This window comes from Streptomyces sp. NPDC092370, from assembly GCF_044755265.1.
Classification (GTDB): Bacteria; Actinomycetota; Actinomycetes; order Streptomycetales; family Streptomycetaceae; genus Streptomyces.
In genome coordinates this window covers 229,075-254,040 of record NZ_JBIVQO010000007.1, presented here as the reverse complement: position 1 = coordinate 254,040, position 24,966 = coordinate 229,075, and the positions used below count along the sequence as shown (strand labels likewise).

The window sequence follows — 24,966 nt, the reverse complement described above, 5'->3', positions numbered from 1 at the left end:
GCTGGTGTCGTACTCGGCGAAGAGGCTGGGTTTCTTCTAGAGCCTCGGACAGCCGTCCACGGAGGGAGCCGGGATGGCTCCGGCTGCCCTCCGTGGTGCGGGGGGGGTGTTACTGGAACTGTGCGAAGAACCTCCAGATCTCTGCCTTGGTCCAGGTGGTGACGCCGCTTTCGCCTCCGGAGCCGTCGACCGGACCGGGTATGTGGCCTCCGTCGAACGCGGCCCATCGGACCGGGTATCCGGCACGGCAGCCCGAGTAGGCGGTGGTGATGTGCGTTCGGCTGCCCGGCGCGGGCTCGCGCGGGCTCTGGGGGGTGCAGCCGTTGTTGCTGACGAATCTGTCGCGCAGGGACCGGCCTTGCCCGATGTTGAGGACGTTGTCGCTGATGCCGTGGATTCCGAGGTAGGCGATGGGCTGGTTGCCGCCGCTGCACCCGCTGATCTGAGCGCCGGAGATGACCGCTACGGCCCTGAAGACGTTCGCCCGGCTGCATGCGAGTGCGTAGCTCATACCGCCGCCCCAGCTGAATCCCGTGGCGAAACGCTGTGCCGGGTTGACACAGAGGCCGCCCTCGATGCGCCGGATCATGTCGTCGACGAAGGTGACGTCCTCACCGCCCGAATTCGCCCAGCCGTTGCCGAGGCCCTGGGGGGCGACGAGGATCGCGCCGTTGTTCGACTGTTCCTGTTGGCCGTAGTAGGACCAGGCGGCCCCGCTCGTGCCACCCGAGGCGACGTCGCCGGCGGTCCCGCCCCGCCAGTGGAACGCGAAGATCAGCCGGTAGGGGCGGCTGTTGTCGTAGTTGGCGGGAACCCTGAGGATGAAGCTGCGGCTCTTGCCGCCGCTCTGGATCGTGTGCGTACCGCTCGCCAGAGTCGGGGCGCTGCCGCATCCGCCGCCGCCTCCACCGGACGACAGCTTGATCATCTGCCATTGCTGATTGGTGCCGCCCCAGTCGGAGTACTGGACGACGTTGCCGCCGTCGGCGGTGGAGGCGCCCTGCACCTCCACCGCCTTGTTGCTGGTGCGGTTGATCAGCCGGACGTGGCCCGCCTCGGAGTCGGCCAGGCGGAACTGCTGGTTGGCCCCGTTGTGGTCGGCCCACTGCTGGATCGCGGCACCGTCTGCGGTCGAGGCGCCGGCCACGTCGAGAACCTTGCCCGAATGCCGGGCCTTGAGGCGGTAGAAGCCGCCGCCGGAGTCCACGAACTGCCACTGCTGGTTGGCGGCTCCGTCGTTGCGCGTCCACTGGCTGACCCGCGCGCCGTCGGCGGTGGACGTGCCGGAGACGTCCAGCGCCTTGCCGCTGTTGCGGTTGACCAGGACATACCAGGCATTGGTGTCCACGGTCGCCGCCTCGGCGGGCGCCGGATTCACCGCGGAGAGCATGCCGATCGCGAGGGTCGCAGCCACCACGGCGGCGACCCGGGACCACCAGCGATCTCTGCGTGGCGGGGCGGAGGAAGCCGCACCGTACGTCTTCATCGATTCACCCTTTCGTCTGCGGGTCCCATCAGGTGCGGGTCCAGCGTTGGTTACTGCCGTTCGAGCAGGAGTAGAGCTGGACCAGGGTGCCGTTGGCGGTCCCGCCTGCGACGGCGTCGAGGCAGAGGCCGGACTGGACGCCGACGATGGATCCATCGGAGTTGAGGCGCCATTTCTGGTTGTCGCCGCCCCAGCAGCCGTAGATCTGGACTTTGGCGCCGTTGCCGGTGCCGGCGGCGTCCAGGCACTTGTTGCCGTAGACCCTGAGCTCACCGGCGGAGGTGTACGTCCACTGCTGGTTGGTGCCGTTGTGGCAGTCCCACAGGTGGAGCTGGGTGCCGTCGGTGGTGCTGGTGCCCGGCACGTCCAGGCAGCGGCCCGAAGCGGCGTTCCTGATCGTTCCGGATTCCGAAGGGGGCGTCGTGGAGCCGCCGTTGAGCGCGTTGAGGACGGCGGTGTAGGCGGGCTTCTTGCTGCCGTTGCCGTTGAACAGCAGCGGCGTGTGCTCCGGTCGCCAGGAGTCGGAGTCGCGCACACCCCAGACGGTGATGCCCAGGCAGCGCGGGACGGCCAGGCAGTCGTTGGTCACGTTGGCGTAGGTCGTGGCCGGGGCGCCCTGGATGTCGAGTTCGGTGATGGCCACGTCGACGCCGAGGGCGGCGAAGTTGCGCAGGGTGGTGCGGAAGTTGCTGTTGTAGGGGCTGCCGCTGTTGAAGTGCGACTGGAAGCCGACGCAGTCGATCGGCACGCCGCGCTGCTTGAAGTCCCGGACCATGGCGTACATGGCCTGGGTCTTGGCCCAGGTCCAGTCCTCGACGTTGTAGTCGTTGTAGCAGAGCTTGGCGGCCGGGTCGGCGGCGCGCGCGGTGCGGAAGGCGACCTCGATCCAGTCATTGCCGGTGCGTTGCAGGTTGGAGTCGCGCCGGGCTCCCGAACTGCCGTCGGCGAAGGCCTCGTTCACGACGTCCCACTGGGCGATCTTGCCCTTGTAGTGGGCCATCACGCCGTTGATGTGGTTGATCATCGCCTGGCGCAGCGTGCTGCCGCTGAGGCTCTGCATCCAGCCGGGCTGCTGCGAGTGCCAGGCCAGGGTGTGGCCGCGCACCTGCTTGCCGTTCTGCACCGCCCAGTTGTAGACGCGGTCAGCGGCGGTGAAGTTGAACTGGCCCCGCTGCGGTTCGGTGGCGTCGATCTTCATCTCGTTCTCGGCCGTCACCGAGTTGAACTCACGGCTCGCGATCGTCGTGTACGTCGAATCGCCCAGCCGGCCCGAGGCGATGGCGGTGCCGAAGTAGCGGCCGCTCTGCGCCGCCGCGGCGCCGAGGGTGTTCTCGGCGGCGTGTGCGGGCGGCGGCGCCACCAGTGCGGCGACCATAGCGAGGACGCCGACGACCAGCGCCGGCAGCAGGCCGCGGGTCTTCCGGCGGACAACAGGTCTGGGAAGGGCATACGAGCCCATGGCTGTGCCTCCAAGGTCGGTATCACGGAAGGGCTGAAGCGCGGGGGAACGTGTCGTCCGCCCCCAGTCGGCAGACGGACGCGGCGGGCCGGAACCCGGGCAGTACGCGGGCGGCGGGCGGCGTTTCGGCACAGGCATGGGGTACTCCATCGCGGCTCGGCCGGGGGACCGCCGCGCGGCGTCGCGCACCTCTCCAACTGCGCGAAGAGCCAGGATGCGCTGGTGCGAACCTCACCGGAGCGAAAGGGGGTGACGCGGGTGCTGTGGTGCGCGGATCCGTCGTGCGGCTGTGCGTGGATCCGCCGTGCGGCACGGATTGCCCAGGGCCGGGTTCGGCCTCTCGAACTGGGCCGGTTCTCAGACAGGGATGATTGAGCTGTTGACGATGAATCGTCAATACTCCTCACAGAAGAAGTTTCGCTTTCCCGCCCGAAACTTTCTGGAGACCCCGGCGAGCGGAAGGCGAACCGCCGACGTCGCGGTCGGCTGACGCCGTGGGGCCTGGGCCGGGACGAGCCTGCGCACTCCGGAAGTTTCCGGTCGGCGCGTCGGCGCGTCAGGCCCGAGGGGGAGGCGCTGTTTGTGGACAGATCGGCGACAGGCCTTGACCCGAGAGCGCCCTATTCCTAGCTTGTGGCGTCACGGCATTCGGGAATTCCTCGAAAGTTTCGAGATTCCCACCCCCCGGCAGGTCCGCTCCGAGATTCATCGGGTCACCTCACCCCACCCCCAAAGGAGGCCCTCCGATGTGGTTTCGCCACCCGTCCCCGGTCCGCCCAAGACGCTTACTCGCCATCCTCTCGCCCTTGTTGCTCGTGGCCACGTTCCTCGGCGCCCAGCCCGCCGCCGCGGCGACCGTGGACCCCAACGCTTCATACGTGCTGGTCAACCGCAATAGCGGCAAAGCCCTGGACGTCTACAACATGGCGACCGGCGACGGTGCTCGCATCACCCAGTGGACCAGGAACGACCAGAGCCAGCAGCAGTGGCAGTTCGTCGACTCGGGCGGTGGCTACTACCGCATCAAGTCCCGCCTCTCGGGCAAGGTGCTGGACGTCCACAACTGGTCCACCGCGAACGGCGGATCGATCGTCCAGTGGACCGACCTGAACGCCACGAACCAGCAGTGGCGGCTGGCCGACAGCTCGGACGGCTACGTACGGCTCGTTTCGCGCCACAGCAACAAGGCCCTGGAAGTCCAGGGCGGCTCCACCGCCGACAACGCGAACATCGTCCAGTACGACGACTGGGGCGGCACCAACCAGCAGTGGCAGCTGGTCAAGGTCGGCGCCGACAACCCCGGCCCGTGCGCTCTTCCCTCGACATACCGCTGGACGTCGACGGGCGCGCTGGCGCAGCCCAAGGCCGGGTGGGCCTCGCTCAAGGACTTCACCGTCGCCCCCTACAACGGCAAGCACCTCGTCTACGCGACGACGCACGGCGCCGCGGGAACGGGAGTGGGCTGGGGTTCCATGAACTTCGGCCTGTTCACCAACTGGTCGGAGATGGCCTCGGCCAGCCAGAACACGATGTCGGCCTCCACCGTCGCGCCCACGCTCTTCTACTTCGCGCCGAAGAACATCTGGGTGCTCGCCTACCAGTGGGGCGGAGGGAGCGCCTTCTCCTACCGCACGTCGAGCGACCCCACCAACCCCAACGGCTGGTCGGCACAGAAGGTGCTCTTCTCCGGGAGCATCACCGGCTCCGGCACCGGCCCCATCGACCAGACGCTCATCGCTGACGACCAGAACATGTACCTGTTCTTCGCCGGTGACAACGGCAAGATCTACCGGGCCAGCATGCCGATCGGGAACTTCCCGAGCAGTTTCGGCTCGACCTACACAACGATCATGAGCGATACGGCGGACAACCTGTTCGAAGCCCCGCAGGTCTACAAGCTCCAGGGCCAGAACCGCTACCTCATGATCGTCGAGGCGAGGGGCGCGCAGGGCCGCTACTTCCGCTCGTTCACGGCCACGAGCCTGAACGGCTCATGGACACCCCAGGCCGCGACCGAGAGCAACCCCTTCGCCGGGAAGGCCAACAGCGGCGCCACCTGGACCAACGACATCAGCCACGGCGAACTGATCCGCACCAGCGCCGACCAGACCTTCACCGTCGATCCCTGCAACCTGCAGTTCCTCTACCAGGGACGCAACCCCAACTCCGGTGGCGACTACGGCCAATGGCCCTACCGCCCGGGTCTGCTGACCCTGCGGCGCTGACGGCGTGACACCAGCCCGGCTCCGGCAGGGAGCCGGTGTGGCGGGCTCGGCGGAAGGCCGAGCCCGCCCTGGTCACGTACCGATGTCGGCGCTCATACGGCGACGGGGCGAGCCGGGTCTCAGCCGCCGCGCCGCACGCGGGCCGCCTTGCGGGCCTCCGCCAGCTTGCGGGCCTCGCTGCTCTTGCGGGACGGCCTGCCGCCGGAGCCGCTCTTCGTGTCCTTGGCGCTGCCCAGGCCGCGGAACGGGGCGTTGTGATTCTTGGGGCGGGATACGGCCGGCCCGCCGTCGAGAGGCTCCCCTGAGGGGGTCCTGGCACCGGTGATCCGGCTCAACTCCGCCTCGCCGGAGCGCACTTTGGTGACCTTGGGAGCGACATCGGCGTCCGCCATGACCTGGCTCGTCTCGCGGCGCTGTCCCGACAGGACGAGGGTCACGACAGTGCCGGAGCGGCCGGCCCGAGCCGTGCGGCCCGCGCGGTGCAGGTAGTCCTTCGGGTCGGTGGCCGGGTCGACGTTGACCACGAGGTCGAGGTCGTCGACGTGCAGACCGCGTGCGGCGACGTTCGTCGCCACCAGTGAGGTGACCTGCCCGTTCCTGAACTGGGCGAGGGTCCGGGTGCGCTGCGGCTGGGACTTGCCGCTGTGCAGGGCGGCGGCGGCCACCCCGTTGGCCCGCAGATGCCGTGTGAGCTGGTCGACGCCGTGCTTGGAATCCAGGAACAGCAGGACGCGGCCGTCCCGGGCGGCGATCTCCGTGGTCACCGCGTACCGGTCCGGGCCGTGCACGACGAAGACGTGGTGCTCGATCGCGGACCCGGCGCTCGACGAGGGGTCGACGGAATGGACGGCCGGATCGCGCAGGTAGCGCTGCACCAGCTCGTCGACGTCCCGGTCGAGGGTGGCGGAGAACAGCATCCGCTGCCCGTCCGAACGCACCTGGTCCAGGATCTCGGTGACCTGCGGCAGGAACCCCAGGTCACACATCTGGTCGGCCTCGTCCAGGACCGTGATGCGCACCCGTCCCAGGCGGCAGTCCCTGCGCGCGATGAGGTCGTGCAGCCGGCCGGGCGTGGCGATGACGATCTCGGCGCCGTCCCGCAGCACGGCGGCCTGCCGTCCGATGGACACGCCGCCCACCACGGTCGCCAGCCGCAGCCGCAGCGCCTCGGCGTACGGGGTGAGCGCCTCTGCGACCTGCTGCGCCAGCTCCCGGGTGGGCACCAGCACGAGCGCCAGCGGCTCTTTGGGCTGCGCGCGCCGGCCTGATGTCCGGACGAGCATCCCCAGGCCGAAGGCGAGCGTCTTGCCGGAACCGGTGCGGCCCCGGCCCAGGACGTCCCGACCGGCGAGCGCGTTCGGCAGCGCCGCCGCCTGGATGGGGAAGGGCACCGTCACACCGTGCTCGTCGAGCGCCCGCAGGACCGCGGCCGGCAGCCCCAGCTGCGCGAAGGATGTCGCTGTGGGCAGCCCCGAAGCGGCGCCTGCCGCCTCGGCCGCATCGTCCTGCCGCCGGGCATCGGCGCGTGCTGATTCACTGCTCACAGAAAGCCTTCCTCCGAAGGGACCGTACCGAGGAGGGCGCGGCCGGGACGCGGTCACCAGCCAGGGGCACCGCACGGAGCACCCGACGATGCAAACAGCCGAGGCTAGCACGGGCTCGCCGTCCGGGCCCGCCATGGTCGTGCCGCTCGGCCGGGGGACGACCTACCCCACGCGCTCCCGGGGGCCTCGGTCCGCCGTTTCCGCTCCCCGGTACAGGGGAAGTCGGGAGACCCGTTCCCCACGGCGCGGAGGAGGCACCATGAGCAGCCCTGAAGCCGAACGCGAGCCGGATTCCCCCCTGGAGCGGGAAACCGGTGAACGGGACGTCCATCCGGAGGAGGAAGGACGTCCGGAGCCGGACGCGTCCGGCGGCAGCGAGCCCGCCGACGCGCAGGAGCCCTCCGGTGAAGACACCGGATGACCCCGGCTCGGGTCATCGACCGCGGCGTCGGCCGTGGACCCGGTCCCTGCCTGCTGCGAGGACCGGTCCACGACCAGCCCGCCCCGCGGGTGCCGCATGCGTGGTCGGCTGAAGACGATCGAGGCCCGCGCCGCGCCCGCGCCTGCGCTCCGGGACTCCGGGACTCCGGGACTCCGGGAAGCGACGGCGGGGTGGAAGGGCACCGATGCTCGATGACAGCGAGGAGCAGAGCGATGGAAGAGCGGACGGTCCGGCCCGCGACGGTCGCGCCGGCACCTCCTGACGCGCCGGCCACCGCCGAGCGGCGGCGACGCGCACCGCCAGGATCCTGGGCGATCGCCACGGTCGAAGCCGGCTTCCGTCGCCTGGCCACGCTCCGCGCGGCCCCTGCGCTGCATCCCCACGGGCTGACGTGCTCGGCCGATCTGGAGGTCACGGTCGGGGGCACACCCTGGGACGTGCCGTGGCTGGACGCACCCGGACGTACGCCGCCACAGTCCGTCTCTCACGAGCGGCGGGCCTGCCCGGGCGGCTGCCCGACGGGCTGGGTCTCGCCGTGCGCGTGCAGCACGCCGACGGTGTCGACCGCCCTCTCGACCTGCTCCTGACCAGCAGCGGCCGAGGCAGGATCACCAGACATCTGCCACTGCCCCGCGCCGACGCGCTGGGTGGCCCGTACTCCAGCCTGCTCCCCTACCGGGTCGGCGGCCGCCGCGGCGTCCTGACCGCCTTTCCACGCCGTTCCGGGCGGGCGCCGGTGCACGGCGACCCGGCGAGTCTGAAGCGGGCCCTGGCGAGCGGACCGCTCCTGTTCGACCTGTGCGCCGAGTCCTCCGACCGGCCCCGGCGTCCGTTCGCCGTCCTCACGGTCCGCGCGCCCTTGCCGCTGCGCCGGCACGAAGGCCCGGATTTCGACATCTATGCGCACAGCGTGCCCGGATTCACCCCCGGCAGTGCCCTGGCCAGGACCCGCCGCGCCGCCTACCGGGGCTCCCGGGCGGGCCGTGCGCGCGGCTGATCAGGCAGGGTTTCAGCACACCTGCGCCCGCTGCCGACCGGACGGACCGTGCGTTTCGACCGGGCCGCGCAGCGGCCTGCCCGGGTGCCGGGCCCCCTTCACCGCCGACGCCCCGGTCCTCACGGGCCTGCCGTACGCCTCGACCGCACACGCCCCGGGTGAAGCGCCCGGCCTCGACTTCGCACCATCGGCGCCGCACCTCCTCAACCGTGTGGGGTTTGTGATGAAGCGGTTGCGGCACTCGGTGTCAGCCCCAGGGCGGGCGCCTCGCCGAGGCGATCCGCACCGCGATGGGCGTCGGAGAATCGCGAGCCGGTGCGCGGCCGCGAGGAAGCAGAGGGCGGTCGATGACGACGGTCGGCGTGGAAGAGGAGTACCTGCTGGTCGACCCCATAGCGGGGTTCCCGGCGCCACAGGCGGAGAAGGTCTGCATGGCGGCCGGCCAGGCCCGGTGCGTGGGCGAGCGGGAGGTGCAGTCCGAACTGCTCCAGGCGCAGGTCGAGGTGGCGACGCCGGTGTGCGGCACACTCGACGAGGTCGGCGGGCACCTGCTGCGTCTTCGGCACGCCGTCGGGGCGGCGGCCGAGGAACACGGGTGCCGGATGTCGGCCTGTGGGACGCCACCGCTGCGCGACACGCACCCCGTGGCGGTCACCGACCGCGCCCGCTACCGGGCCATGGTCGCGCAGGCACCGCAGCTCGTCGCGGAACAGCTGATCAACGGCATGCACGTGCACGTCGGTGTGCCCAGCCGGGAGGCGGGCGTCGAGGTCCTGAACCGTATCCGGCTGTGGCTGCCGGTCCTGACGGCGATGTCGGCCAACTCTCCGCTGTGGGACGCTCACGACACCGGGTTCGCGAGCTGGCGCACGATGATCTTCAACCGGTGGCCGGTGGGCGGTGTGCCTCCGGCCTTCCGTGACGCCGCGGACTACGAGCGGCGGATCCAGCACCTGGTGGACAGCGGCCTGATCTCGGACACCGGCCAGGTGTACTGGCAGGCGCGCCTTTCCGAGCGGTACCCCACGATCGAAGTGCGCTGCATGGACGTCCAGCTGCGCGCGGACGAGGCGGTCATGTGCGCCGGCATCGTCCGTGCCCTGGTGGCGACCGCCCTCGCGGAAGCGACCGCCGACCGGGCGCCCGCCGCGGACTGCGCGCCCGAACTGCTGCACGCCGGCATGTGGCACGCCGCCCGGCACGGCCTCGGCGACACCTTGATCGACCCGAGCGACGGCGAACGACGCCGTGCCGGGGACGTGCTGTGCCGGCTCCTGCGGCATGTGGCTCCCGCGCTCGACGCGGCCGGTGACACCCGGCAGATCACGGCCCTGGTCCACCGGCTGCTGCGCCACGGCACCGGCGCCGACCGGCAGCGTGCCGCACTGTCCGAAGGCGGTCTCACCGCGGTCATGGAGCTGATCGTCGACGAGAGCACCACCCCCTGACGGCACGGTGCCCGCACGGCGCTGACCGGGCGAGTCGTCACCGACGCGGGTGCGAAACTCCTGAGGCCGGTGGTGCAGCGTGTGAACGTCCGGCTTATCCGCTCACGGTCGGGGAACCCAGAAGACGGCACAGAGCACCGCAACCGCCCGGTGCCGGGGCGGGCCTCGGGGCAGACGCCCGGCACCCCTAGGAGTGACCGTGAGCATGGGCATCCACGTGGGAGAGAGGTGCACGGCGCGTGCCTCCCGACCGGTCCGGGGACGTCCGGCTGCATCGGCCACCGACGTACCGGTGCACATCACCCGGGGACCGCCGTGGCGCACCGCGGGTACGCCCGGAAGAGGCCGTCGCCTTCGCGCGCCCCGCAGCCGTACGACTCGGCTCCCGTCCCTGAGCAGAAAGGGCTTTGTCATGTCTCGCAGAACCGTCCGAGTCCTCGCCGGAGGGGGCGCGTCGATGCACCGGCCGCGCGTGACCGCCGGCACGCGGAAGGGAGGCGGGATGTCATGTGCGGGTTGAGCGGGGAGATCCGCTTCGACGGCGGCCCGGCCGACCTGACGGCCGTCGAGCGCATGAGCGGTCGGCTCGCCGCCCGCGGGCCCGACGGGGAGGGGACCTGGACGCGGGGCGCGGTCGCCCTGGGGCACCGGCGGCTGAAGATCATCGATCTGTCGGACCAGGGGGCCCAGCCGATGACCGACGCCCGCGGGCAGGTCACCGGCGTCTTCAACGGCTGCGTGTACAACTATCCGCAACTGCGCGAGGAACTGCGCGGCCTCGGATACCGCTTCACGTCCACCTCGGACACGGAGGTGGTGCTCAACGCCTACCTGGAGTGGGGAACCGCCTGCGTCGAGCGCTTCCACGGCATGTTCGCGTTCGCCGTCGTCGAGCACCGGACCGGCCGTGTCGTCCTCGCTCGCGACCGGCTCGGGATCAAGCCCCTGTACCTGGCGCGGACGCCGGGCCGGCTGCGGTTCGCGTCGACACTGCCCGCCCTCCTCGCCGCCGGGGACGTGGACACCTCACTCGACCCGGTGGCCCTGCACCACTACCTGAGCTGGCACGCGACCGTCCCGGCGCCGCACACGATCCTCAACGGCGTGCGCAAGCTCCCCCCGGCCACCGTGCGGGTCGTCGAGCCGGACGGCACCCACCGGGACCACCGCTACTGGCAGCCCTCCTACACGCGTCGGCCCGAGCACACCGGCATGGGCCCGGACGAATGGCGTGACACTGTGCTCGAAGCGCTGCGCACGGCCGTGCGCCGCCGGATGGTGTCCGACGTACCGGTGGGTGTCCTGCTCTCCGGCGGCCTGGACTCCAGCCTCATCGTCGGGCTGCTCGCCGACGAGGGCCAGCGCGACCTGAGGACCTTCAGCGTCGGGTTCGAGTCGGAGGGCGGAGAGCAGGGGGACGAGTTCCACTACTCGGACCTGGTGGCACGCGAGTTCGGAACCGAACACCGTCGGCTGATGGTCCCCTCCGACCGGGTGTCCACGGCGCTGGACGGTGCGATCGCGGCCATGAGCGAGCCGATGATCAGCCACGACGTGGTCGCCTTCCATCTGCTGTCCGAGCAGGTGTCCAAAGAGGTCAAGGTCGTCCAGAGCGGGCAGGGCGCCGACGAGGTCTTCGCCGGTTACCACTGGTATCCGGAACTGGCCGGGGTACCGCGCGAGGACGAACCCGAGCGGTACGCGGCGACCTACTTCGACCGGCCGCACGCCGATCTCGCCGGCATGCTCCGCCCGGACCTGCTGACCCGGGACGACGTCTCCGGCCGCTTCGTGCGCGAGCACATGGCGGTCCCGGGAGCCGAGACCGCGCTGGACGCGGCCCTGCGGCTGGACACGCACGTGATGCTGGTCGACGACCCCGTCAAGCGGGTCGACAACATGACCATGGCCTGGGGCCTGGAGGCCCGGGTGCCGTTCCTCGACCACGAACTGGTGGAACTGGCGGCGGCCTGCCCGCCGGAGCTCAAGCTGGCCGACGGCGGCAAGGGCGTGCTGAAGGAGGCGGGCCGCAAGCTCCTCCCCCTGGAGGTCGTCGACCGCCCCAAGGGCTACTTCCCGGTTCCGGCCATCATGCATATGGCCGGCCCGGTGCTGGAACGAGTACGGGAGGCGCTCGAGGCACCCGAGGCGAAGCGGCGCGGCCTGTTCCAGGAGTCGTACGTGGCCCGGCTGCTCGCGGCGCCCGACGAGCACCGGACCAAGCGGGGTGCGAACGCCCTGTGGCAGATCGCTTTGCTGGAGATATGGCTGCAGACCCACGGGATCACATGACCGACGGCGAGGGCGTGCGGACGGCGTACGATCCGGCGTCCCCGCGCGTGCGGTCCGGGACGCTCGGCCCCCCGCCCGGGACGCCCACGGACGCCCGGGCGGGAGACTTCTCCGGCGCCGTCCGGGAGGCTGCCCCCGCTCCGGTGCCGCTGCCGGATGCGGGAGGCCCGCAGGACGCGGTCACCCGGCTGCGCGCGCACGGCTGCTGGTATCCCTCCGCCGACGCCGACGGCACCGAGGCGGCCTTCATCTGCGACCGGGGCGGCGTCCCCCAGCTCTGGGCCGGCCCCGTCGGCGGCGAGGAGGTGCGGCTGCTCGACTCCTCACCCGACCCCGTCAAAGAGGTCTCCTGGTCACCGGACGGGCGCTGGATCGCGTACACCACCGCGCCGGGCGGCGGTGAGCACACACGGGTGCTGTGCGTACGGCCCGACGGCACCGGCCGCCGCATCCTGGCGGGGGCCGATCCGGCCAGTTCCGCCTATCTGGGGTGCTGGGCGCACGACGGCTCGGCCGTCGCCGTCACCGTCGCGGCTGCGCCGCCCCCCGCGTCCCCGGGGTTCGCGGGGCGGGCCCTGTCCGGCCACGGCCCGGCGGACGGCCTGCTCGCCGGGGCCCGCCCGGCGGCCGACCGGCCGGACCGGGACGGACGTGCGCGGCTCCTCGGCGCGGCCGTGTACGACGGGTCACCGGGGGCCGACGCCGCATCGGCGTACGCAAGCACCCCTGAGGCGGCGCCGGAAGGGTCACCGGCGGGCGGCTCGGCGGGGGTCCCGGCGGCCCGGCCCGGCGGGGGCCTGTCCGTCTACCTGATCGACCCCGACGGCCTGGCGTCCCCCGTGCTGCTGACCGCGGAGACGCACGCCGCCTCCCTGCGAGCGTGCGACCTCAGCCACGACGGCGGACTCGTGCTGCTGCGCCGGGGGCCGCGCGGACGGCGGGAGGCGGTCGTGCGGCGCACCGCCGACTCGGCGGCCACCTTCGCGATGCCCGTGGCCGACGGCGACCCGTGGATCGGCCGGTTCTCACCCGAGGGCGGGACGCTGTGGCTGCGCAGCAACGCCGACCGCGAGTACGCGGCGCTCCTCGAAGTCGCTCTGGACGCCGACGGAGGACCGCGCGGTGTGTCCGTCGTGGCCGAACGCGAGGGAAACGATCTCGAACTCCTGGCCTTGGCCCACGACGGCCGCACGGCCGCTCTGGCGTGGAACGCGCAGGGCGCGAGCGAGCTGGAACTCGTCGAGACCTTCCCGGCCGGGCAGACGGCGGACAGCACGGGCCCGGCCAGGCCCCTCGCCCTGCCTCACGAGGTCGTCACGCGCGTGACCGCCGCCGGCGCCGGGCGGCTGCTGCTCGCGCTGTCCGGGTCGCAGCGGCGGCCGGGCGTCTGGTGGGCCCACGAAGGCGTGTCCCTGCTCCGCACCCCCTGGTCGGCCCGGGACGCGGACGCCACCCCGCCGGGCCGCCCACCGGTACGCCCCGTCCCCCTGCGGCTGACGGCGCGGGACGGGCTGTCCCTGAGCGGCTGGTACTACAGGGCACCGGGACGTTCCCCCGGCGAACCGGCACCCTGCGTGATCCACCTGCACGGTGGCCCGGAGGAACAGGAACGTCCGGTGTTCAACCCGCTCTACCACGAGCTGGCCGGAAGGGGCCTGGACGTCTTCGCACCCGACGTACGCGGATCCTCGGGGCACGGCCGGTCGTTCGTCGACGCGGACCTCGGCGCAGGCCGCTTCGCCGCGCTGGACGACGTCGCGGACTGCGCGGCCCACGCGGTCACGGCGGGCCCCGCCGATCCGACGCGGCTGGCGGTCATGGGCCGTTCGTACGGCGGCTATCTGACCTTCGCCTCGCTCGTGTGGCACCCGGATCTCTTCCGTACCGGCGTCGCGGTGTGCGGCATGTCGGACTTCCTCAGCTTCTTCGCCGGTACGGAACCCTGGATCGCGGAATCGGCGGCGCACAAGTACGGCCACCCGGAGCGCGACCGCGAACTGCTGCGTGCCCTGTCGCCGATGAACCGCATCGACCAGCTGCGCGCCCCGCTGCTCGCCGTCCACGGCGAACACGACACCAACGTGCCGCCCGGGGAGTCGCACCAGTTCGTACGGGCCGCGCGAGAGCGGGGCGTCCACGCCGAACTCCTGACTCTGCGCGACGAGGGACACGACTTCCTGCGTGCGGACAACCGGCGGCTCTTCCGCCGTGCCGCCGCGGACTGGCTGGCACGACACCTCAACGGGTGAGCGGCGTCCAGGTCGGCGTCACGGACGTCGACGCGGCCCGGGACGCCCTGCACCTCTTGCCGTCGTCCAGGTTCACGTGCCGTGCGCGTGCCTGCGGGGAAGCGGTCCGACACCGGCGTGGCGGCCCGGGCGCACGGCGGCGTGGCGCTGTCCGGGCCCGGGACCGTTGCGGGCCGCCAAGGCGTCGGCGACGGCGCCGGTGACGAACGCGTAGACGGTCTTGTGCAGGACGTCCACGACGAGTTCCCTGCGGGGCCAGGTGGGCGGCGGGGCGCCCACACCGGTGGCGTTCTCCAGGATCTGGTCGTTGGTGAGGCGGACCACGGCGAACTTGGCGGAGGCGAACGGCCCGCGCAGCCCCGACTGGGCCATGACCGACCGCAGCACGCCGAGCAGGGCGGCTTGGCCGACGTGCATGGCCCAGTTGACCGGCAGCGGCTGGGCGCCGGGACGTTCGGGCAGACCGATGAGCCGTTGGAGGACCTGGGCCGGCACATGGGAGTCGGGCCGCCCGGTGACGGCCTGCTCGATCTTCTCGCCGAGGGTCATCACGACGCCTCCGGCGGTACCGGCGACCAGCCCCTGCCACAGTGCGCGCTTGAGCATGTCGGGGCGGGTACCCGGTATCACCGTCAGGTCACCTCCGCGTCGGCGACGGCAGGCACGTCGCCGCTGTCTCCCCCCGGCGGCGGCACGGGACGGCGGGTGGCGGGGGCCCGCACCACGGCAGGAGGCGATGCCCATGACGAGAACGGCCCGGTCGACCACCTCCCCGGGCGTCGGGCCCGAACCCGGGAGGTCGATGGCCGTCTGCGTGCTGATCGGGGCGGCCGTGATGGCGGCGGTCGACGAGATCGTCTTCCACCAGCTCCTCGGCTGGCACCATTTCTACGACCGTTCCACCACTCGCGTGGGTCTGCTGTCCGACGGGCTGCTGCACAGCGTCGAGCTGCTGGGCCTGGTCGCCGGATTCTTTCTCTACGCCGACCTGCGCCGCCGCCGTTGCCTGGTCCGGACCTCTGCGTGGGCGGGCCTCTTCCTGGGCCTGGGCCTGTTCCAGGTGTTCGACGGGATCGTCGACCACAAGCTGCTGCGCCTGCACCAGATCCGCTACGGGGTGGATGTCACGCCGTACGACTGGGCCTGGAACATCGCCGGCCTGCTCCTGCTGCTCGTCGGCGTGGTCCTCGCCGTCCGTGCGGCCCGGCGCGACCGGGGCGAGGGCGGCTCTTGAGGGCTGTCGGCGAGAAGCCGGCCTCCGTCTTCGTCGCACGATGCCGGGGAAATCGCCGCGGAGATTCGAACAGAGACCGCCGTACGGCGATCCCCGGCGCCGCAGCCGTACGAGATGCGCGGCGTCCGTGATGATGCGGCGCGGCTGTCCGACAGGATGTGCGCCGGCTTCGGAGGAATGCGGATCGAGCGGAGCTCCGAACGTCCCGGCCCGCGTCAGTGGCGCCCGGCCCGGTCAGCTCGTCCCGTGTCACGCTCCCGTCCGGCGCAGCGCAACGGTGTCGCGCCTGCGCGGAAGGGCGACGACGTCCCGGAGCGTCCGGGGGCGGGGTAGTCCGCGAGGGTTCGCTCTAGTCGGTCTCGCGCTCCAGGACGCGGCGGGCCGCCTCGGCCTCCGCCGCCGGCGGTGACAGTTCGTCGAGGGTGTCGAGCTCGTCATCCGCCTCCAGCTCCCGCTCCCAGGCCCCCGCGAGGCGTTCCTGCTCCTCGCGCGGCCGGGAGCCGATGTCCTCGCGGTGCTGCGGGTCCAGGGCTGCCAGGAATCGTCCGACCTGGTCCGTGGGCATACGGGGCTCCTTGTCGTGTGGAAGGGGTGCCACCTGGCCCAGCATGGCCGAACGCCCGGGTGCCCGCCGCTCGGCGCAGCGGGGCACACCGCGCCGGCCCACCGCTCGCTCGTGCCGCCCGATGTGCGGCGGGGCGCGGCGGCAGGTCGGGGTCGGGGCGGTAGGCGACCGGCCGCTCTGGCCGCTTGCGCTGTTCAGGCGGCCGTGCGCGGGCCACCGCGCCGAGGAATGTCCGTGATCGGTGACAGACGGATCCGGCGGCCGTCTTCCGCCTTGTTGCCGTGTGCACAGACTCCACGGCGACGGTGAGGGAACGGAGGACATGGTGCGTACCGGCTGACGGTGACGGCCGCGGCGGGGATCTGCCGCGTCGCCTCCGCGGCTTTCCTCGCCGGGCGCCCCGGTCGGACGTCATCAGGCCACCGCGACCGGCGGGACGGGACCGGCCTGGATCACCGTCGGCAGGCGACCGGCGGGACGGGACCGGCCTGGATCACCGTCGGCAGGCGACCGGCGGGACGGGACCGGCCTGGATCACCGTCGGCAGGTCCCCCGGACCCGGCGTCCGACCGGCCGGGCCCGTACCGGCCTTCGGGGGAATTGCGGGCCGGCTCGGCGGTTCGGCGGCCGAGGGGTGGTACGGGCATGAGATGTCGACGCCCCCCGATCCACCCGCCTCGGCCCTGCCCCGCCCGAATGACGCCGAGTCGCGCGTGCCGGGCGTGCTGCGGACCGCGGCCGCGTACGCGTGGCGGCTCATCGCGGTCGGCATCGTCGTGCGGGTCGCCTTCTCCCTGCTCGGGCAGTTCCACCGGGTCGCCGTCGCCGTCTTCCTCGGTCTCGTCATCACCGCGGTGCTGCGTCCCGTGGCCGGTCTCCTCGCCCGTTACATGCCCCGGCCGCTCGCGGTCGCCGTCGCGCTCATCGGTGGCATCGTCCTCGTCCTCGGGGCACTGGCTCTGGTGGGTGAGACCGTGGCGGACCAGCGGACCGGACTGGAGAAGGAATTCGTGGCGGGGATCGACCGGATCGAGCGGCGGCTGGAGGAACCGCCCTTCCGGCTCCCGGCGGACGCGTTCGACGACCTCCAGTCGCGGATCGGCAAGCTCCTTTCGGACCACCGCTCCACCCTCATCAGCACGGCGCTCAGTGGTGCGAGCCGACTGATCGAGGTGCTGACCGTGCTCGCGCTGGCCCTGTTCTGCGCGGTCTTCTTCACGCACTCCGGCGACAAGCAGTGGCAGTGGTTGTGCGACCAGCTCCCCGGCCGGGCCCGGCAGCGGTTCGCGGTCGCGGCCGGGGCCGCCTGGCGGACCTTCACCGGTTACACGCACGGCATCCTGCTGGTGGCGGCCACCAACGCGGTCCTCGTGGGCATCGCGCTGTTCGCCCTCGGGGTGCCGCTCGCCGTGCCGTTGGCCCTGCTGGAGTTCCTGGCCGCGTTCATCCCCTTGATCGGCTCGCCCATCGCTCTGGCGATCGCCGCGGTCGTCGCGCTGGCGTCGAAGGGGCCGCTCATCGCCCTGGTGGTCGTGGCCCTGATCGTGGTCATCGGCCAGATCGAGGGCCACCTCCTGCACCCCATCGTGATGAGCTGGGCCGTGCGCCTGCACCCGGTGGTGGTCGCCCTGGCGGTGGTCGGAGGGGCCGTCGCGGCGGGGGTGATCGGCGCGGTGGTGGCCGTACCCCTGGTGGCTGTGGTGTGGTCCGTGTACCAGGCGCTGCGGGGAGGGGGTTGAGCCGGCGCCCCCTCCGGATCCGCGGTCCCCACCGTGGTGCCGTGCGGGCCGGCACCGCGGCGCGAGTCCCGGTCAGACGCCAGCGGTTCACCCGGCGGAGGTGAACACGACCTCTCCGCCGTGCTTGCCACCGTCCGGGCCGAGATCGATGACCCATTCGGCCTGCCGCACGACATCGAGGCCGTGCTCGAGCCGGACGAGCCAGCTTTTGTGAGGAACCCGGCGCGTAACTGATCTGTTGTTGGCCGCAGAAGCCGTTTTCCGGGCGTTTCGCTTGGGGTTCGGTCTTCGTATCCGGCCACCGAAAATTGGCATGAATGACTCGATAGGCGAACCAAAGGCTCACTGAGAGCTCGTCTCGTCCGGCCGGGAAGTGTTAGCCGGGCTTGCCAGACCGACCACCGGGTTTGCAGGCTTCGCTTCATACCAGCCGAAAGGGATGCCAACCATGATCCTCCCGAAGGTCAGGGACCCTCGCTTCGTGACGATCCGCCGTGGTGGGACCCTCACTGACTCGGATCACCATCTCCTCGCGCTTTGGGCGGCAGCCTGCGCAGAGCACGTCCTTGACCTCTTCGAGTCGGCTCGGCCTGAGGACCCACGGCCGCGCCAGGCGCTCGAGCATGCCCGCGCCTGGGCGCGTGGTGAGGTCAAGATGATGCAGGCACGCGCGGCGGGCGGCCATGCCATGGGCGCGGCTCGAGACCTGCGCGGCGCAGCACGGCATGCCGCCTACGCCGCCGGCCAGGCCGCAGTCGTCGCACACGTCGCCGCGCACGAGCTCGGTGCGGCTGCCTATGCGATCAAGGCCGCACGCGCCGCCGCGCCGAAAGGCGAGAGTGAGGCCGCAGGGCGACGCGAGTGCCAATGGCAGCGCGACCAGCTCCCGGAGGCGATTCGCGAGCTCGTATGTGACGACCAGCGATTGCGCAACGACATCTGCTGGTCGGTGTTTGACTGCTGAGCGCGCGTCGCGCGTCAGCACCGTCCACACGGAGCTGATCGCCGCCGGCGCCTCTCGGTCTCCGAGCCATCGCAGGCACGGGAGGTTGCTGATCCACCGGCACCTCGCCGTCGCGGCGGAGCAGCGGCGCGAGGGCGGGGGCCAAGTCCGGGCGCACGGCCGGCGGCGCACCGTCGCCGTCGGCCCCGACCCCCCGGCCCCCGGCCCTCCGGCCCCCGCCCCGGCCCCGGCCCCGGCGGCGAACGTGCGGATCTCGTCGGCGGACGACTCGGTCCTCTCGTGCACCCTCAGCTCGATCAGGCGCTCGCCCTGCGCGCTCAGCGCGGGGAGTGCGGGCAGGACGGTGGTCGTGTCGTGGTGTCGGGCACGATGCCCCCCTGGGTCGGCGGCATGGGGCGGATTCGGGCGTGGCGAGGTCAGGCGTGGGCGACCGGGAGGTGGGCGAACTCAGGGGCGACGAGCCGGTGTTCCGGGACGTTCCCGCTCCGCCGTGTCCGTCTTCCCGCCGCCGGACAGGCCGTACAGTGCCGCACGCCCAGGCGGTGGGCGACGAGACACCTGTTCTCCTGGGCACATCAAAGGCCCGGCAGGCAAGAGCACTGCCGGCCTCGACGAGGCCGGCATCCCGCCCCGGGGCGGTCCAGGAGGAGTTCGCCGGGGTGAGCCGCTCACTCCGGCAGGGGGCGGTCGTCGACGACGTGTTTCATGACGAGCGTGGAGTTGAGGCGCTGGACGCCGGGAAGCCGGGCGAGCTGCTGGTCGTAGAGCTGCTGGAAGGCGCCCAGGTCGGTGGTGGCGACGCGCAGGAGGTAGTCGGGGTCGCCGAACAGGCGCTGGGCCTGGAGCACGTGCGGGACGGCGGTCACCGCCTCTTCGAACGCGGAGACCGTGTCGGCGTCCTCCCAGCGCAGGGTGACGAAGACCAGGGCTTCGAAGGTGAGTCCCACGGCGGCCGGATCCACCACCGCGCGATATCCGCGGATCGCGCCCTCACGTTCGAGATCGCGCAGTCTGCGGTGGCAGGGCGAGACGCTCAGTTTCACGCGGGCGGCCAGCTCGGTGACGGTGAGACGGCCGTCCAGCTGCAGCTCGGTGAGAATTTTCCGGTCCAGGGCATCCATGGAGAAGATTCTGCCCCAGATCACGCGATCAAGGAGTAAAGAAGGGAACACCTTCGGGCCGATCCGGCCTAGCCTCCCTCTCGCACCACGGCACGTGAGAGGGAACGATCGATGGACACGACGACGCTGGCGGCCTTCCTGGCGGTAAATCTGCTGCTGATCTTCACCCCCGGCGCGGACTGGGCCTACGCGATCACGGCGGGCCTGCGGGACCGGTCGGTCGTGCCGGCGGTCGCCGGACTGGTCGCCGGATACGCGGGGTACACCCTGCTCGCGGTCGCGGGCCTGGTGGTGATCGTGGCGAGCTCGGGGACGCTGCTCACCGCGCTGACCGTGGCCGGGTCCGGCTATCTGGTGTGGCTCGGGTGGGGGGTGCTGCGGCAGCCGGCCACCCTGACGGCCACCGGGGCCGAGCCGGAATCCGGGACCTCCTCCCGAGTGCGGGTCATGCTCAAGGGAGCGGGTACCAGCGGGCTCAACCCCAAGGCCCTGCTGCTCTACTTCTCCCTGTTCCCGCAGTTCATCGACCCCGCGGGCGCCTGGCCGGTCGCCGGCCAGACCGGCCTGCTCGGCTCACTGCACATGACCGCCTGCGCCGTCGTCTACCTCACCGTGGGGGTGCTGGCCCGCACGGTCCTGGGGACCAGGCCCTCCGCGGCCCGGGCGGTGACCCGTGCCTCCGGCGCCCTGATGATCGTCATCGGCGGCTTTCTGCTGGTGGAACGCATGGCAGTCTGACGGACCGAGGGAGGCGACTGCCGAAGACGAGCACGGGGGAACCCAGCGCGGGATCACCGTCCCGGTGGTGAGGCTCGGCGCACTCGAAGCCCGGCGGGAACGAGCGACGGTGTTCATCATCCAGCCGGGCGGCCGGCTGCACAGGTCGTCGGAGAGCACCTCCATGTCGCAGGCCGGATGTGGTCTGGCGCAGGCGGAGTTTGCCACCGAACTGGCGTCGGCGAGCTGGTCACCCATGCGCTCCGCTACGGCGGCGCCCCCATCGAGCTGCGGCTGATCCGCGATGCGACCCTCATCTGCGAGGTGTCCGACGGCAACAGCACCGCGCCGCATTTGCGCCGGGCCGGGTCTTCGACGAGGGCGGACGAGGTCTGCTGCTCGTCGTCCAGCTCGCCGAACGGTGGGGCGCTCGCCGGACTCCCACGGGCAAGACCATCTGGACAAAACAGTCCTTGCCGGCCGGGGTGTGAGCCGAGCGCACAGGGTCGAGGGTGCCCGGGTCGCGGCGGCCCTGTTCCCCGGCGTCCGGTACGGGCGCGGTGTCCAAAGCGGCATGCCCGCAGGTAGGAGGGGTACCCCGACGATCTTGCAAGCCGGCCCTCGGGCCGTACGTCGTCGGAAGGAGAGCCGTGTCTGACGAGACGGTGAAGAACGTCTTTGTGATCGGGCTCGACGAGGCCAATCTGCCCACGCTCCAGCAGGTCCCGGGAGCCGACCGGCTGCGCTTCCACCAGCTGCTGACAATCGAGGAACTCCAGGTCGGCGAAGTGCACCTGCCCACGCTGTTCGACAAGGCCCAGGGCGTGCTGGACGCGTTCGACGGCAGCATCGACGCGATCGTGGGCTACTGGGACTTCCCGGTCAGCACCCTCGTCCCGATGCTGAGCGAGCGCTACGGCACCCGCAGCACCAGCCTGGAGTCGGTGGTCAAGTGCGAGCACAAGTACTGGAGCCGGCTGGAGCAGCAGAAGGCCACCGACCGGCACCCGCGCTTCGACCAGGTCGACCTGTCGGCCGACCCGCCGCGCCCGCCGGAGAACGTGACCTTCCCGATGTGGCTCAAGCCCGCCCTCTCGTACTCCTCCGAACTCGCCTTCGGAGTGGATGACGAAGAGGAGTTCCGCAAGGCCGTCGCCGAGATCCGAGGCGGCATATCGCGCATCGGCCGCCCCTTCGAGCACATTCTCGAACGCATCGACCTGCCACCGGAGATGGACGGCGTGGGTGGCCGGGTCTGCCTCGCCGAGGAGGCGCTGTCCGGCGTCCAGGTCGCCGTCGAGGGCTACGTCCACCGGGGCGAGGTGACCATCTACGGGGTCCTGGACTCCATCCAGTACCCCGACTCCTCCTGCTTCCTGCGCCACCAGTACCCCTCGATGCTGCCGCCGCCGGTCATCACCCAACTGCACGACGTCAGCGAGCGGGTGATGCGGCAGATCGGGATGGACTCGGCCACCTTCAGCATCGAGTACTTCTACGACCCGCGAACCCAGGAGATCAACCTGCTGGAGATCAACCCCCGGCACTCCCAGTCCCACGCGGAGCTGTTCCAGTACGTCGACGGCGTGCCCAACCATCACTGCATGGTCAGCCTCGCCCTCGGCGAGGACCCGCGCATGCCACACCGCGAGGGCTCGTACGCGATGGCCGCGAAGTGGTACCACCGCTGGTTCACCGACGGTGTGGTGCGCCGGGTGCCGAGTCCCGAGGAGATCGCCCGCATCGAGCGGGAGACCCCGGGCGTGCGCATCGAGGTGATCCCCAAGGAGGGCGAGAGGCTCTCGGACCTTCCCGGGCAGGACAGCTACAGCTACGAGCTGGCGCACATCTACACCGGCGGAGCCGACGAGGCGGATCTGCGGAAGAAGTTCGACCACTGCGTGGCCGCCCTGGGCCTCGCCTTCGAGGACGCCCCGTCCGAGGGCGACGCCGCGCGCAAGTGAGGAGCACGTCACTTCCATGCGTTACGTGACCAACCTGCCGTACGAGACGAAGGAAGAAGAGCACGTCACGATCCCGATGTCCGACGGGGTCCGGCTCTCCGCGCACATTTGGCGCCCCACCTCCTCCGACCAGGAGCCGGTGCCGGCGGTGCTGGAGTACATCCCGTACCGCAAGCGCGACCTGACCGCCGTACGCGACTCGATCCACCACCCCTACCTCGCCGGGCATGGTTATGCCTGCGTCCGCGTCGACCTGCGCGGCACCGGTGACTCGGAGGGCGTGCTGCGCGACGAGTACCTGGAACGGGAGCAGGCGGACGCCGAGGAGGTCCTGGCCTGGCTGGCGGAGCAGCCCTGGTGCGACGGCGGCACGGGCATGATGGGCATCTCCTGGGGCGCGTTCGCGGCGCTCCAGGTGGCGGCCCGCCGGCCCCCGAGCCTGAAGGCCATCGCCATCGCCTCGTTCACCGACGACCGGCACGCCGACGACATGCACTACATGGGCGGCGCCCTGCTGTCGGACAACCTCGCCGAGGCGGGCACCATGTTCGCCTACGGCACCTGCCCGCCCGACCCGTCCGTCGTCGGCGACCGCTGGCGCGAGATGTGGCACGAGCGGCTGGAGAACACCGAGCCCTGGGTCCTGCAGTGGCTGCGTCACCAGCGGCGCGACGACTACTGGCGGCACGCCTCGGTGTGCGAGGACTACTCCAGCGTGCGCTGCCCGGTCCTGGCCTCCAGCGGCTGGGCGGACGGCTACTCCAACGCCGTGACCCGGCTGCTCGGCAACCTGGACGTGCCCCGCAAGGGGCTGATCGGGCCCTGGTCGCACAAGTTCCCGCACCTCGGGGAGCCCGGTCCCGCGATCGGCTACCTCCAGGAGCTCGTGCGGTGGTGGGACCACTGGCTCAAGGGCGTCGACAACGGCGTCATGGACGGGCCGATGCTCCAGGCGTGGATGCAGGACAGCGTGCCGCCCTCCACCTCCTACGAGGAGCGGCCGGGCCGCTGGGTGGGCGAGCCGGACTGGCCGTCTCCGCACATCCGGCCCGTCAGGCACCCGCTCACCCGGCACACGATCGGGCCACCGCGGGAGACCGAGGCCCGGGCGCCCGAGGGCGGTGAGGCGATGACCGTCCGGTCGCCGCTGTCGGTCGGGCAGTTCGCGGGTAAGTGGGCCTCGTACAACGCGCCGCCGGACCTGCCCTACGACCAGCGGGAGGAGGACGGCGGTTCGCTCGTCTTCGACACCGAGCCGCTGACCGAGCCGGTGGAGATCCTCGGCTCGCCGACCGTGGAGCTCGACCTGTCGGTCAGCGAGCCGGTCGCCCTGGTGGCCGCGCGGCTGTCCGACGTGAGCCCCGACGGCGCCGCGACGCGCGTGTCGTACGGCATTCTCAATCTGACCCGGCGTGACAGCACCGAGTCTCCCGAGCTGCTGGAGCCGGGCCGACGCTACCGGGCCACCATCCCGCTGAACGGTGTGGCGCAGGCGTTCCCGCCGGGCCACCGCATCCGGCTGTCCCTGTCGACGTCGTACTGGCCGCTGGCCTGGCCGGCGCCCAAGCCGGCCATGCTCAGCGTCCACGAGCACTCCAGCACGCTCACCCTGCCGGTGCGGCCGGTGGACGAGCCCGACGAGGTGCCGTCGTCCCCCTTCGGCGAGCCCGAGGGCACTCCCCCGCTCGCCATGACCCAGGTGACGCCCCCGGAGGAGCGCTGGGAGGTCAAGCGGGACCTGATCGGCTATCACTCCGAGCTGGACATCGTGAAGGACCGGGGCACGGTCCGCTTCGAGGACATCGGCCTGGAGGCCGGCCGCCGCGCCCACGAGCGCTATACGGCGGTCGCCGACGATTTCACCTCGGTCGGCGGCGAAACCACCTGGACCATGCGGTTCCGGCGGGACGACTGGGACGCGCGGGTGGTCACCCACACCCGGCTCACGTGCGACGAGACGGACTTCTTCGTCGACGCGACCCTCGACGCGTACGAGGCGGACCGGCGGGTCTTCTCCCGCACCTGGAACGAGAAGATCCCCCGCGACCTGCTGTAGGCCGCTTCATCTGAGCCGGGCGGCGCACCAGCGGAAGTGCCCGTCGTGCGGGCCCATGCCGAAGAGGTCGTAGGTGATGAGGTCCTGGCCCTCTACCAGAGGGCCAGGACCTCTTCGTCATGGCCCAGTTCCCGGGCGAAGAGACGGCTCAGCTCGGCTGCAGGACACCGATGCGCCGGTGTGCCACGGCCGTCCCCTGCCGACGGGACAACCCGCTGTTCGGAACGTCGGCCGGGCGGGTGGCGGTCGGGGCCGCGGCGGCTTGCCGGAGACACCGCGCGGGGCGGGCGCGGACACGTGCCGCGTCCGCCTTGCCATGAGGGCATCCCCGACGCCGTGCCCGCCGCCGACAACGACAGGGGCACACCCATGACTTTGGCGAACCCGGCCCGGCTCGTCGACAGCGGCCGCTCCCTCTGAGCGGCAGGGCTACCAGGCGTCGGCGCACACCGACGGCAGCGCCC

General features: G+C 71.6%; 18 protein-coding genes and 1 pseudogene. 13 read left to right on the top strand and 6 right to left on the bottom strand.

Annotated elements, in window-relative coordinates; genetic code table 11:
• Positions 1–109 precede the first annotated feature (109 nt).
• Both ACIQHQ_RS22555 and ACIQHQ_RS22550 read right to left on the bottom strand, forming a co-directional pair.
• Complete coding sequence (locus ACIQHQ_RS22555) at positions 110–1,417, bottom strand: RICIN domain-containing protein (protein WP_402614527.1); 1,308 nt, start codon at positions 1,415–1,417, stop codon at positions 110–112.
• A 97-nt stretch (positions 1,418–1,514) separates the two neighbouring features.
• Positions 1,515–2,945 (bottom strand): endo-1,4-beta-xylanase, encoded by a 1,431-nt coding sequence (locus ACIQHQ_RS22550; RefSeq protein WP_402614057.1) that lies wholly within the window; start codon positions 2,943–2,945, stop codon positions 1,515–1,517.
• Positions 2,946–3,691: 746 nt separating this feature from the next.
• On the opposite strand from ACIQHQ_RS22550, the gene ACIQHQ_RS22545 reads away from it, so the two are divergent.
• On the top strand, positions 3,692–5,170 hold the full coding sequence (locus tag ACIQHQ_RS22545) for a non-reducing end alpha-L-arabinofuranosidase family hydrolase (RefSeq protein ID WP_402614054.1): 1,479 nt from the start codon (positions 3,692–3,694) through the stop codon (positions 5,168–5,170).
• Positions 5,171–5,289: 119 nt separating this feature from the next.
• Here the strand turns inward: ACIQHQ_RS22545 and ACIQHQ_RS22540 are convergent, their stop codons facing one another.
• Positions 5,290–6,639, bottom strand: coding sequence for a DEAD/DEAH box helicase (locus ACIQHQ_RS22540; protein WP_402614524.1), 1,350 nt, complete (start codon positions 6,637–6,639; stop codon positions 5,290–5,292).
• A gap of 334 nt (positions 6,640–6,973) precedes the next feature.
• On the opposite strand from ACIQHQ_RS22540, the gene ACIQHQ_RS22535 reads away from it, so the two are divergent.
• The 5 genes from ACIQHQ_RS22535 to ACIQHQ_RS22515 all read left to right on the top strand — a co-directional run bounded on the left by ACIQHQ_RS22535 (position 6,974) and on the right by ACIQHQ_RS22515 (position 14,142).
• Complete coding sequence (locus ACIQHQ_RS22535; protein ID WP_402614051.1) at positions 6,974–7,135, top strand: hypothetical protein; 162 nt, start codon at positions 6,974–6,976, stop codon at positions 7,133–7,135.
• A 463-nt stretch (positions 7,136–7,598) separates the two neighbouring features.
• A complete protein-coding gene (locus tag ACIQHQ_RS22530; protein WP_402614048.1) occupies positions 7,599–8,153 on the top strand; it encodes a phosphodiesterase in 555 nt (184 codons plus the stop codon).
• Between the two features lie 347 nt (positions 8,154–8,500).
• The gene (locus ACIQHQ_RS22525; protein ID WP_402614045.1) at positions 8,501–9,601 is read left to right on the top strand and encodes a glutamate--cysteine ligase; all 1,101 of its coding nucleotides are present in this window, start codon (positions 8,501–8,503) and stop codon (positions 9,599–9,601) included.
• 507 nt (positions 9,602–10,108) lie between these two features.
• Complete coding sequence (locus ACIQHQ_RS22520) at positions 10,109–11,893, top strand: N-acetylglutaminylglutamine amidotransferase (protein WP_402614043.1); 1,785 nt, start codon at positions 10,109–10,111, stop codon at positions 11,891–11,893.
• A complete protein-coding gene (locus tag ACIQHQ_RS22515; protein ID WP_402614040.1) occupies positions 11,866–14,142 on the top strand; it encodes a S9 family peptidase in 2,277 nt (758 codons plus the stop codon). Before ACIQHQ_RS22520 ends, ACIQHQ_RS22515 begins: the two co-directional genes overlap by 28 nt.
• Positions 14,143–14,214: 72 nt before the next feature.
• On the opposite strand, the gene ACIQHQ_RS22510 is transcribed toward ACIQHQ_RS22515, so the two are convergent.
• Positions 14,215–14,748, bottom strand: a complete 534-nt coding sequence (locus ACIQHQ_RS22510; protein WP_402614037.1) for a hypothetical protein — start codon at positions 14,746–14,748, stop codon at positions 14,215–14,217.
• Between the two features lie 136 nt (positions 14,749–14,884).
• On the opposite strand from ACIQHQ_RS22510, the gene ACIQHQ_RS22505 reads away from it, so the two are divergent.
• On the top strand, positions 14,885–15,376 hold the full coding sequence (locus tag ACIQHQ_RS22505) for a DUF2243 domain-containing protein (RefSeq protein ID WP_402614035.1): 492 nt from the start codon (positions 14,885–14,887) through the stop codon (positions 15,374–15,376).
• 349 nt (positions 15,377–15,725) lie between these two features.
• Here the strand turns inward: ACIQHQ_RS22505 and ACIQHQ_RS22500 are convergent, their stop codons facing one another.
• On the bottom strand, positions 15,726–15,941 hold the full coding sequence (locus ACIQHQ_RS22500) for a hypothetical protein (RefSeq protein WP_402614033.1): 216 nt from the start codon (positions 15,939–15,941) through the stop codon (positions 15,726–15,728).
• 650 nt (positions 15,942–16,591) lie between these two features.
• On the opposite strand from ACIQHQ_RS22500, the gene ACIQHQ_RS22495 reads away from it, so the two are divergent.
• Positions 16,592–17,680, top strand: coding sequence for an AI-2E family transporter (locus ACIQHQ_RS22495; RefSeq protein ID WP_402614030.1), 1,089 nt, complete (start codon positions 16,592–16,594; stop codon positions 17,678–17,680).
• 448 nt (positions 17,681–18,128) lie between these two features.
• Positions 18,129–18,644, top strand: a complete 516-nt coding sequence (locus ACIQHQ_RS22490; protein WP_402614028.1) for a putative immunity protein — start codon at positions 18,129–18,131, stop codon at positions 18,642–18,644.
• A 668-nt stretch (positions 18,645–19,312) separates the two neighbouring features.
• On the opposite strand, the gene ACIQHQ_RS22485 is transcribed toward ACIQHQ_RS22490, so the two are convergent.
• Complete coding sequence (locus tag ACIQHQ_RS22485; protein WP_402614025.1) at positions 19,313–19,765, bottom strand: Lrp/AsnC family transcriptional regulator; 453 nt, start codon at positions 19,763–19,765, stop codon at positions 19,313–19,315.
• Between the two features lie 111 nt (positions 19,766–19,876).
• Here ACIQHQ_RS22485 and ACIQHQ_RS22480 point away from each other — a divergent pair, with 111 nt between their 5' ends.
• The 4 genes and pseudogenes from ACIQHQ_RS22480 (at position 19,877) to ACIQHQ_RS22465 (ending at position 24,502) form a co-directional block, all read left to right on the top strand.
• Positions 19,877–20,503 carry a LysE family translocator gene (locus ACIQHQ_RS22480; RefSeq protein ID WP_402614023.1) on the top strand — a complete coding sequence of 209 codons (627 nt, stop codon included), beginning with the start codon at positions 19,877–19,879 and terminating at the stop codon, positions 20,501–20,503.
• 181 nt (positions 20,504–20,684) lie between these two features.
• A pseudogene (locus tag ACIQHQ_RS22475) lies at positions 20,685–20,973 on the top strand (ATP-binding protein); the annotation flags it as partial.
• A gap of 159 nt (positions 20,974–21,132) precedes the next feature.
• Positions 21,133–22,446: an acetyl-CoA carboxylase biotin carboxylase subunit family protein gene (locus ACIQHQ_RS22470; protein ID WP_402614020.1), complete on the top strand. Its 1,314-nt coding sequence runs from the start codon at positions 21,133–21,135 to the stop codon at positions 22,444–22,446.
• A gap of 16 nt (positions 22,447–22,462) precedes the next feature.
• Positions 22,463–24,502 (top strand): CocE/NonD family hydrolase, encoded by a 2,040-nt coding sequence (locus tag ACIQHQ_RS22465; protein ID WP_402614017.1) that lies wholly within the window; start codon positions 22,463–22,465, stop codon positions 24,500–24,502.
• Positions 24,503–24,966: the final 464 nt, after the last annotated feature.

Bases quoted from the DNA above. Each gene is read 5' to 3' on its own strand.
- ACIQHQ_RS22550 (WP_402614057.1), bottom strand. From the start codon at position 2,945: ATGGGCTCGTATGCCCTTCCCAGACCTGTTGTCCGCCGGAAGACCCGC.
- ACIQHQ_RS22545 (WP_402614054.1), top strand. From the start codon at position 3,692: ATGTGGTTTCGCCACCCGTCCCCGGTCCGCCCAAGACGCTTACTCGCC.
- ACIQHQ_RS22535 (WP_402614051.1), top strand. From the start codon at position 6,974: ATGAGCAGCCCTGAAGCCGAACGCGAGCCGGATTCCCCCCTGGAGCGG.
- ACIQHQ_RS22525 (WP_402614045.1), top strand. From the start codon at position 8,501: ATGACGACGGTCGGCGTGGAAGAGGAGTACCTGCTGGTCGACCCCATA.
- ACIQHQ_RS22520 (WP_402614043.1), top strand. From the start codon at position 10,109: ATGTGCGGGTTGAGCGGGGAGATCCGCTTCGACGGCGGCCCGGCCGAC.
- ACIQHQ_RS22515 (WP_402614040.1), top strand. From the start codon at position 11,866: ATGGCTGCAGACCCACGGGATCACATGACCGACGGCGAGGGCGTGCGG.
- ACIQHQ_RS22510 (WP_402614037.1), bottom strand. From the start codon at position 14,748: ATGCTCAAGCGCGCACTGTGGCAGGGGCTGGTCGCCGGTACCGCCGGA.
- ACIQHQ_RS22505 (WP_402614035.1), top strand. From the start codon at position 14,885: ATGACGAGAACGGCCCGGTCGACCACCTCCCCGGGCGTCGGGCCCGAA.
- ACIQHQ_RS22500 (WP_402614033.1), bottom strand. From the start codon at position 15,941: ATGCCCACGGACCAGGTCGGACGATTCCTGGCAGCCCTGGACCCGCAG.
- ACIQHQ_RS22495 (WP_402614030.1), top strand. From the start codon at position 16,592: ATGTCGACGCCCCCCGATCCACCCGCCTCGGCCCTGCCCCGCCCGAAT.
- ACIQHQ_RS22490 (WP_402614028.1), top strand. From the start codon at position 18,129: ATGATCCTCCCGAAGGTCAGGGACCCTCGCTTCGTGACGATCCGCCGT.
- ACIQHQ_RS22485 (WP_402614025.1), bottom strand. From the start codon at position 19,765: ATGGATGCCCTGGACCGGAAAATTCTCACCGAGCTGCAGCTGGACGGC.
- ACIQHQ_RS22480 (WP_402614023.1), top strand. From the start codon at position 19,877: ATGGACACGACGACGCTGGCGGCCTTCCTGGCGGTAAATCTGCTGCTG.
- ACIQHQ_RS22465 (WP_402614017.1), top strand. From the start codon at position 22,463: ATGCGTTACGTGACCAACCTGCCGTACGAGACGAAGGAAGAAGAGCAC.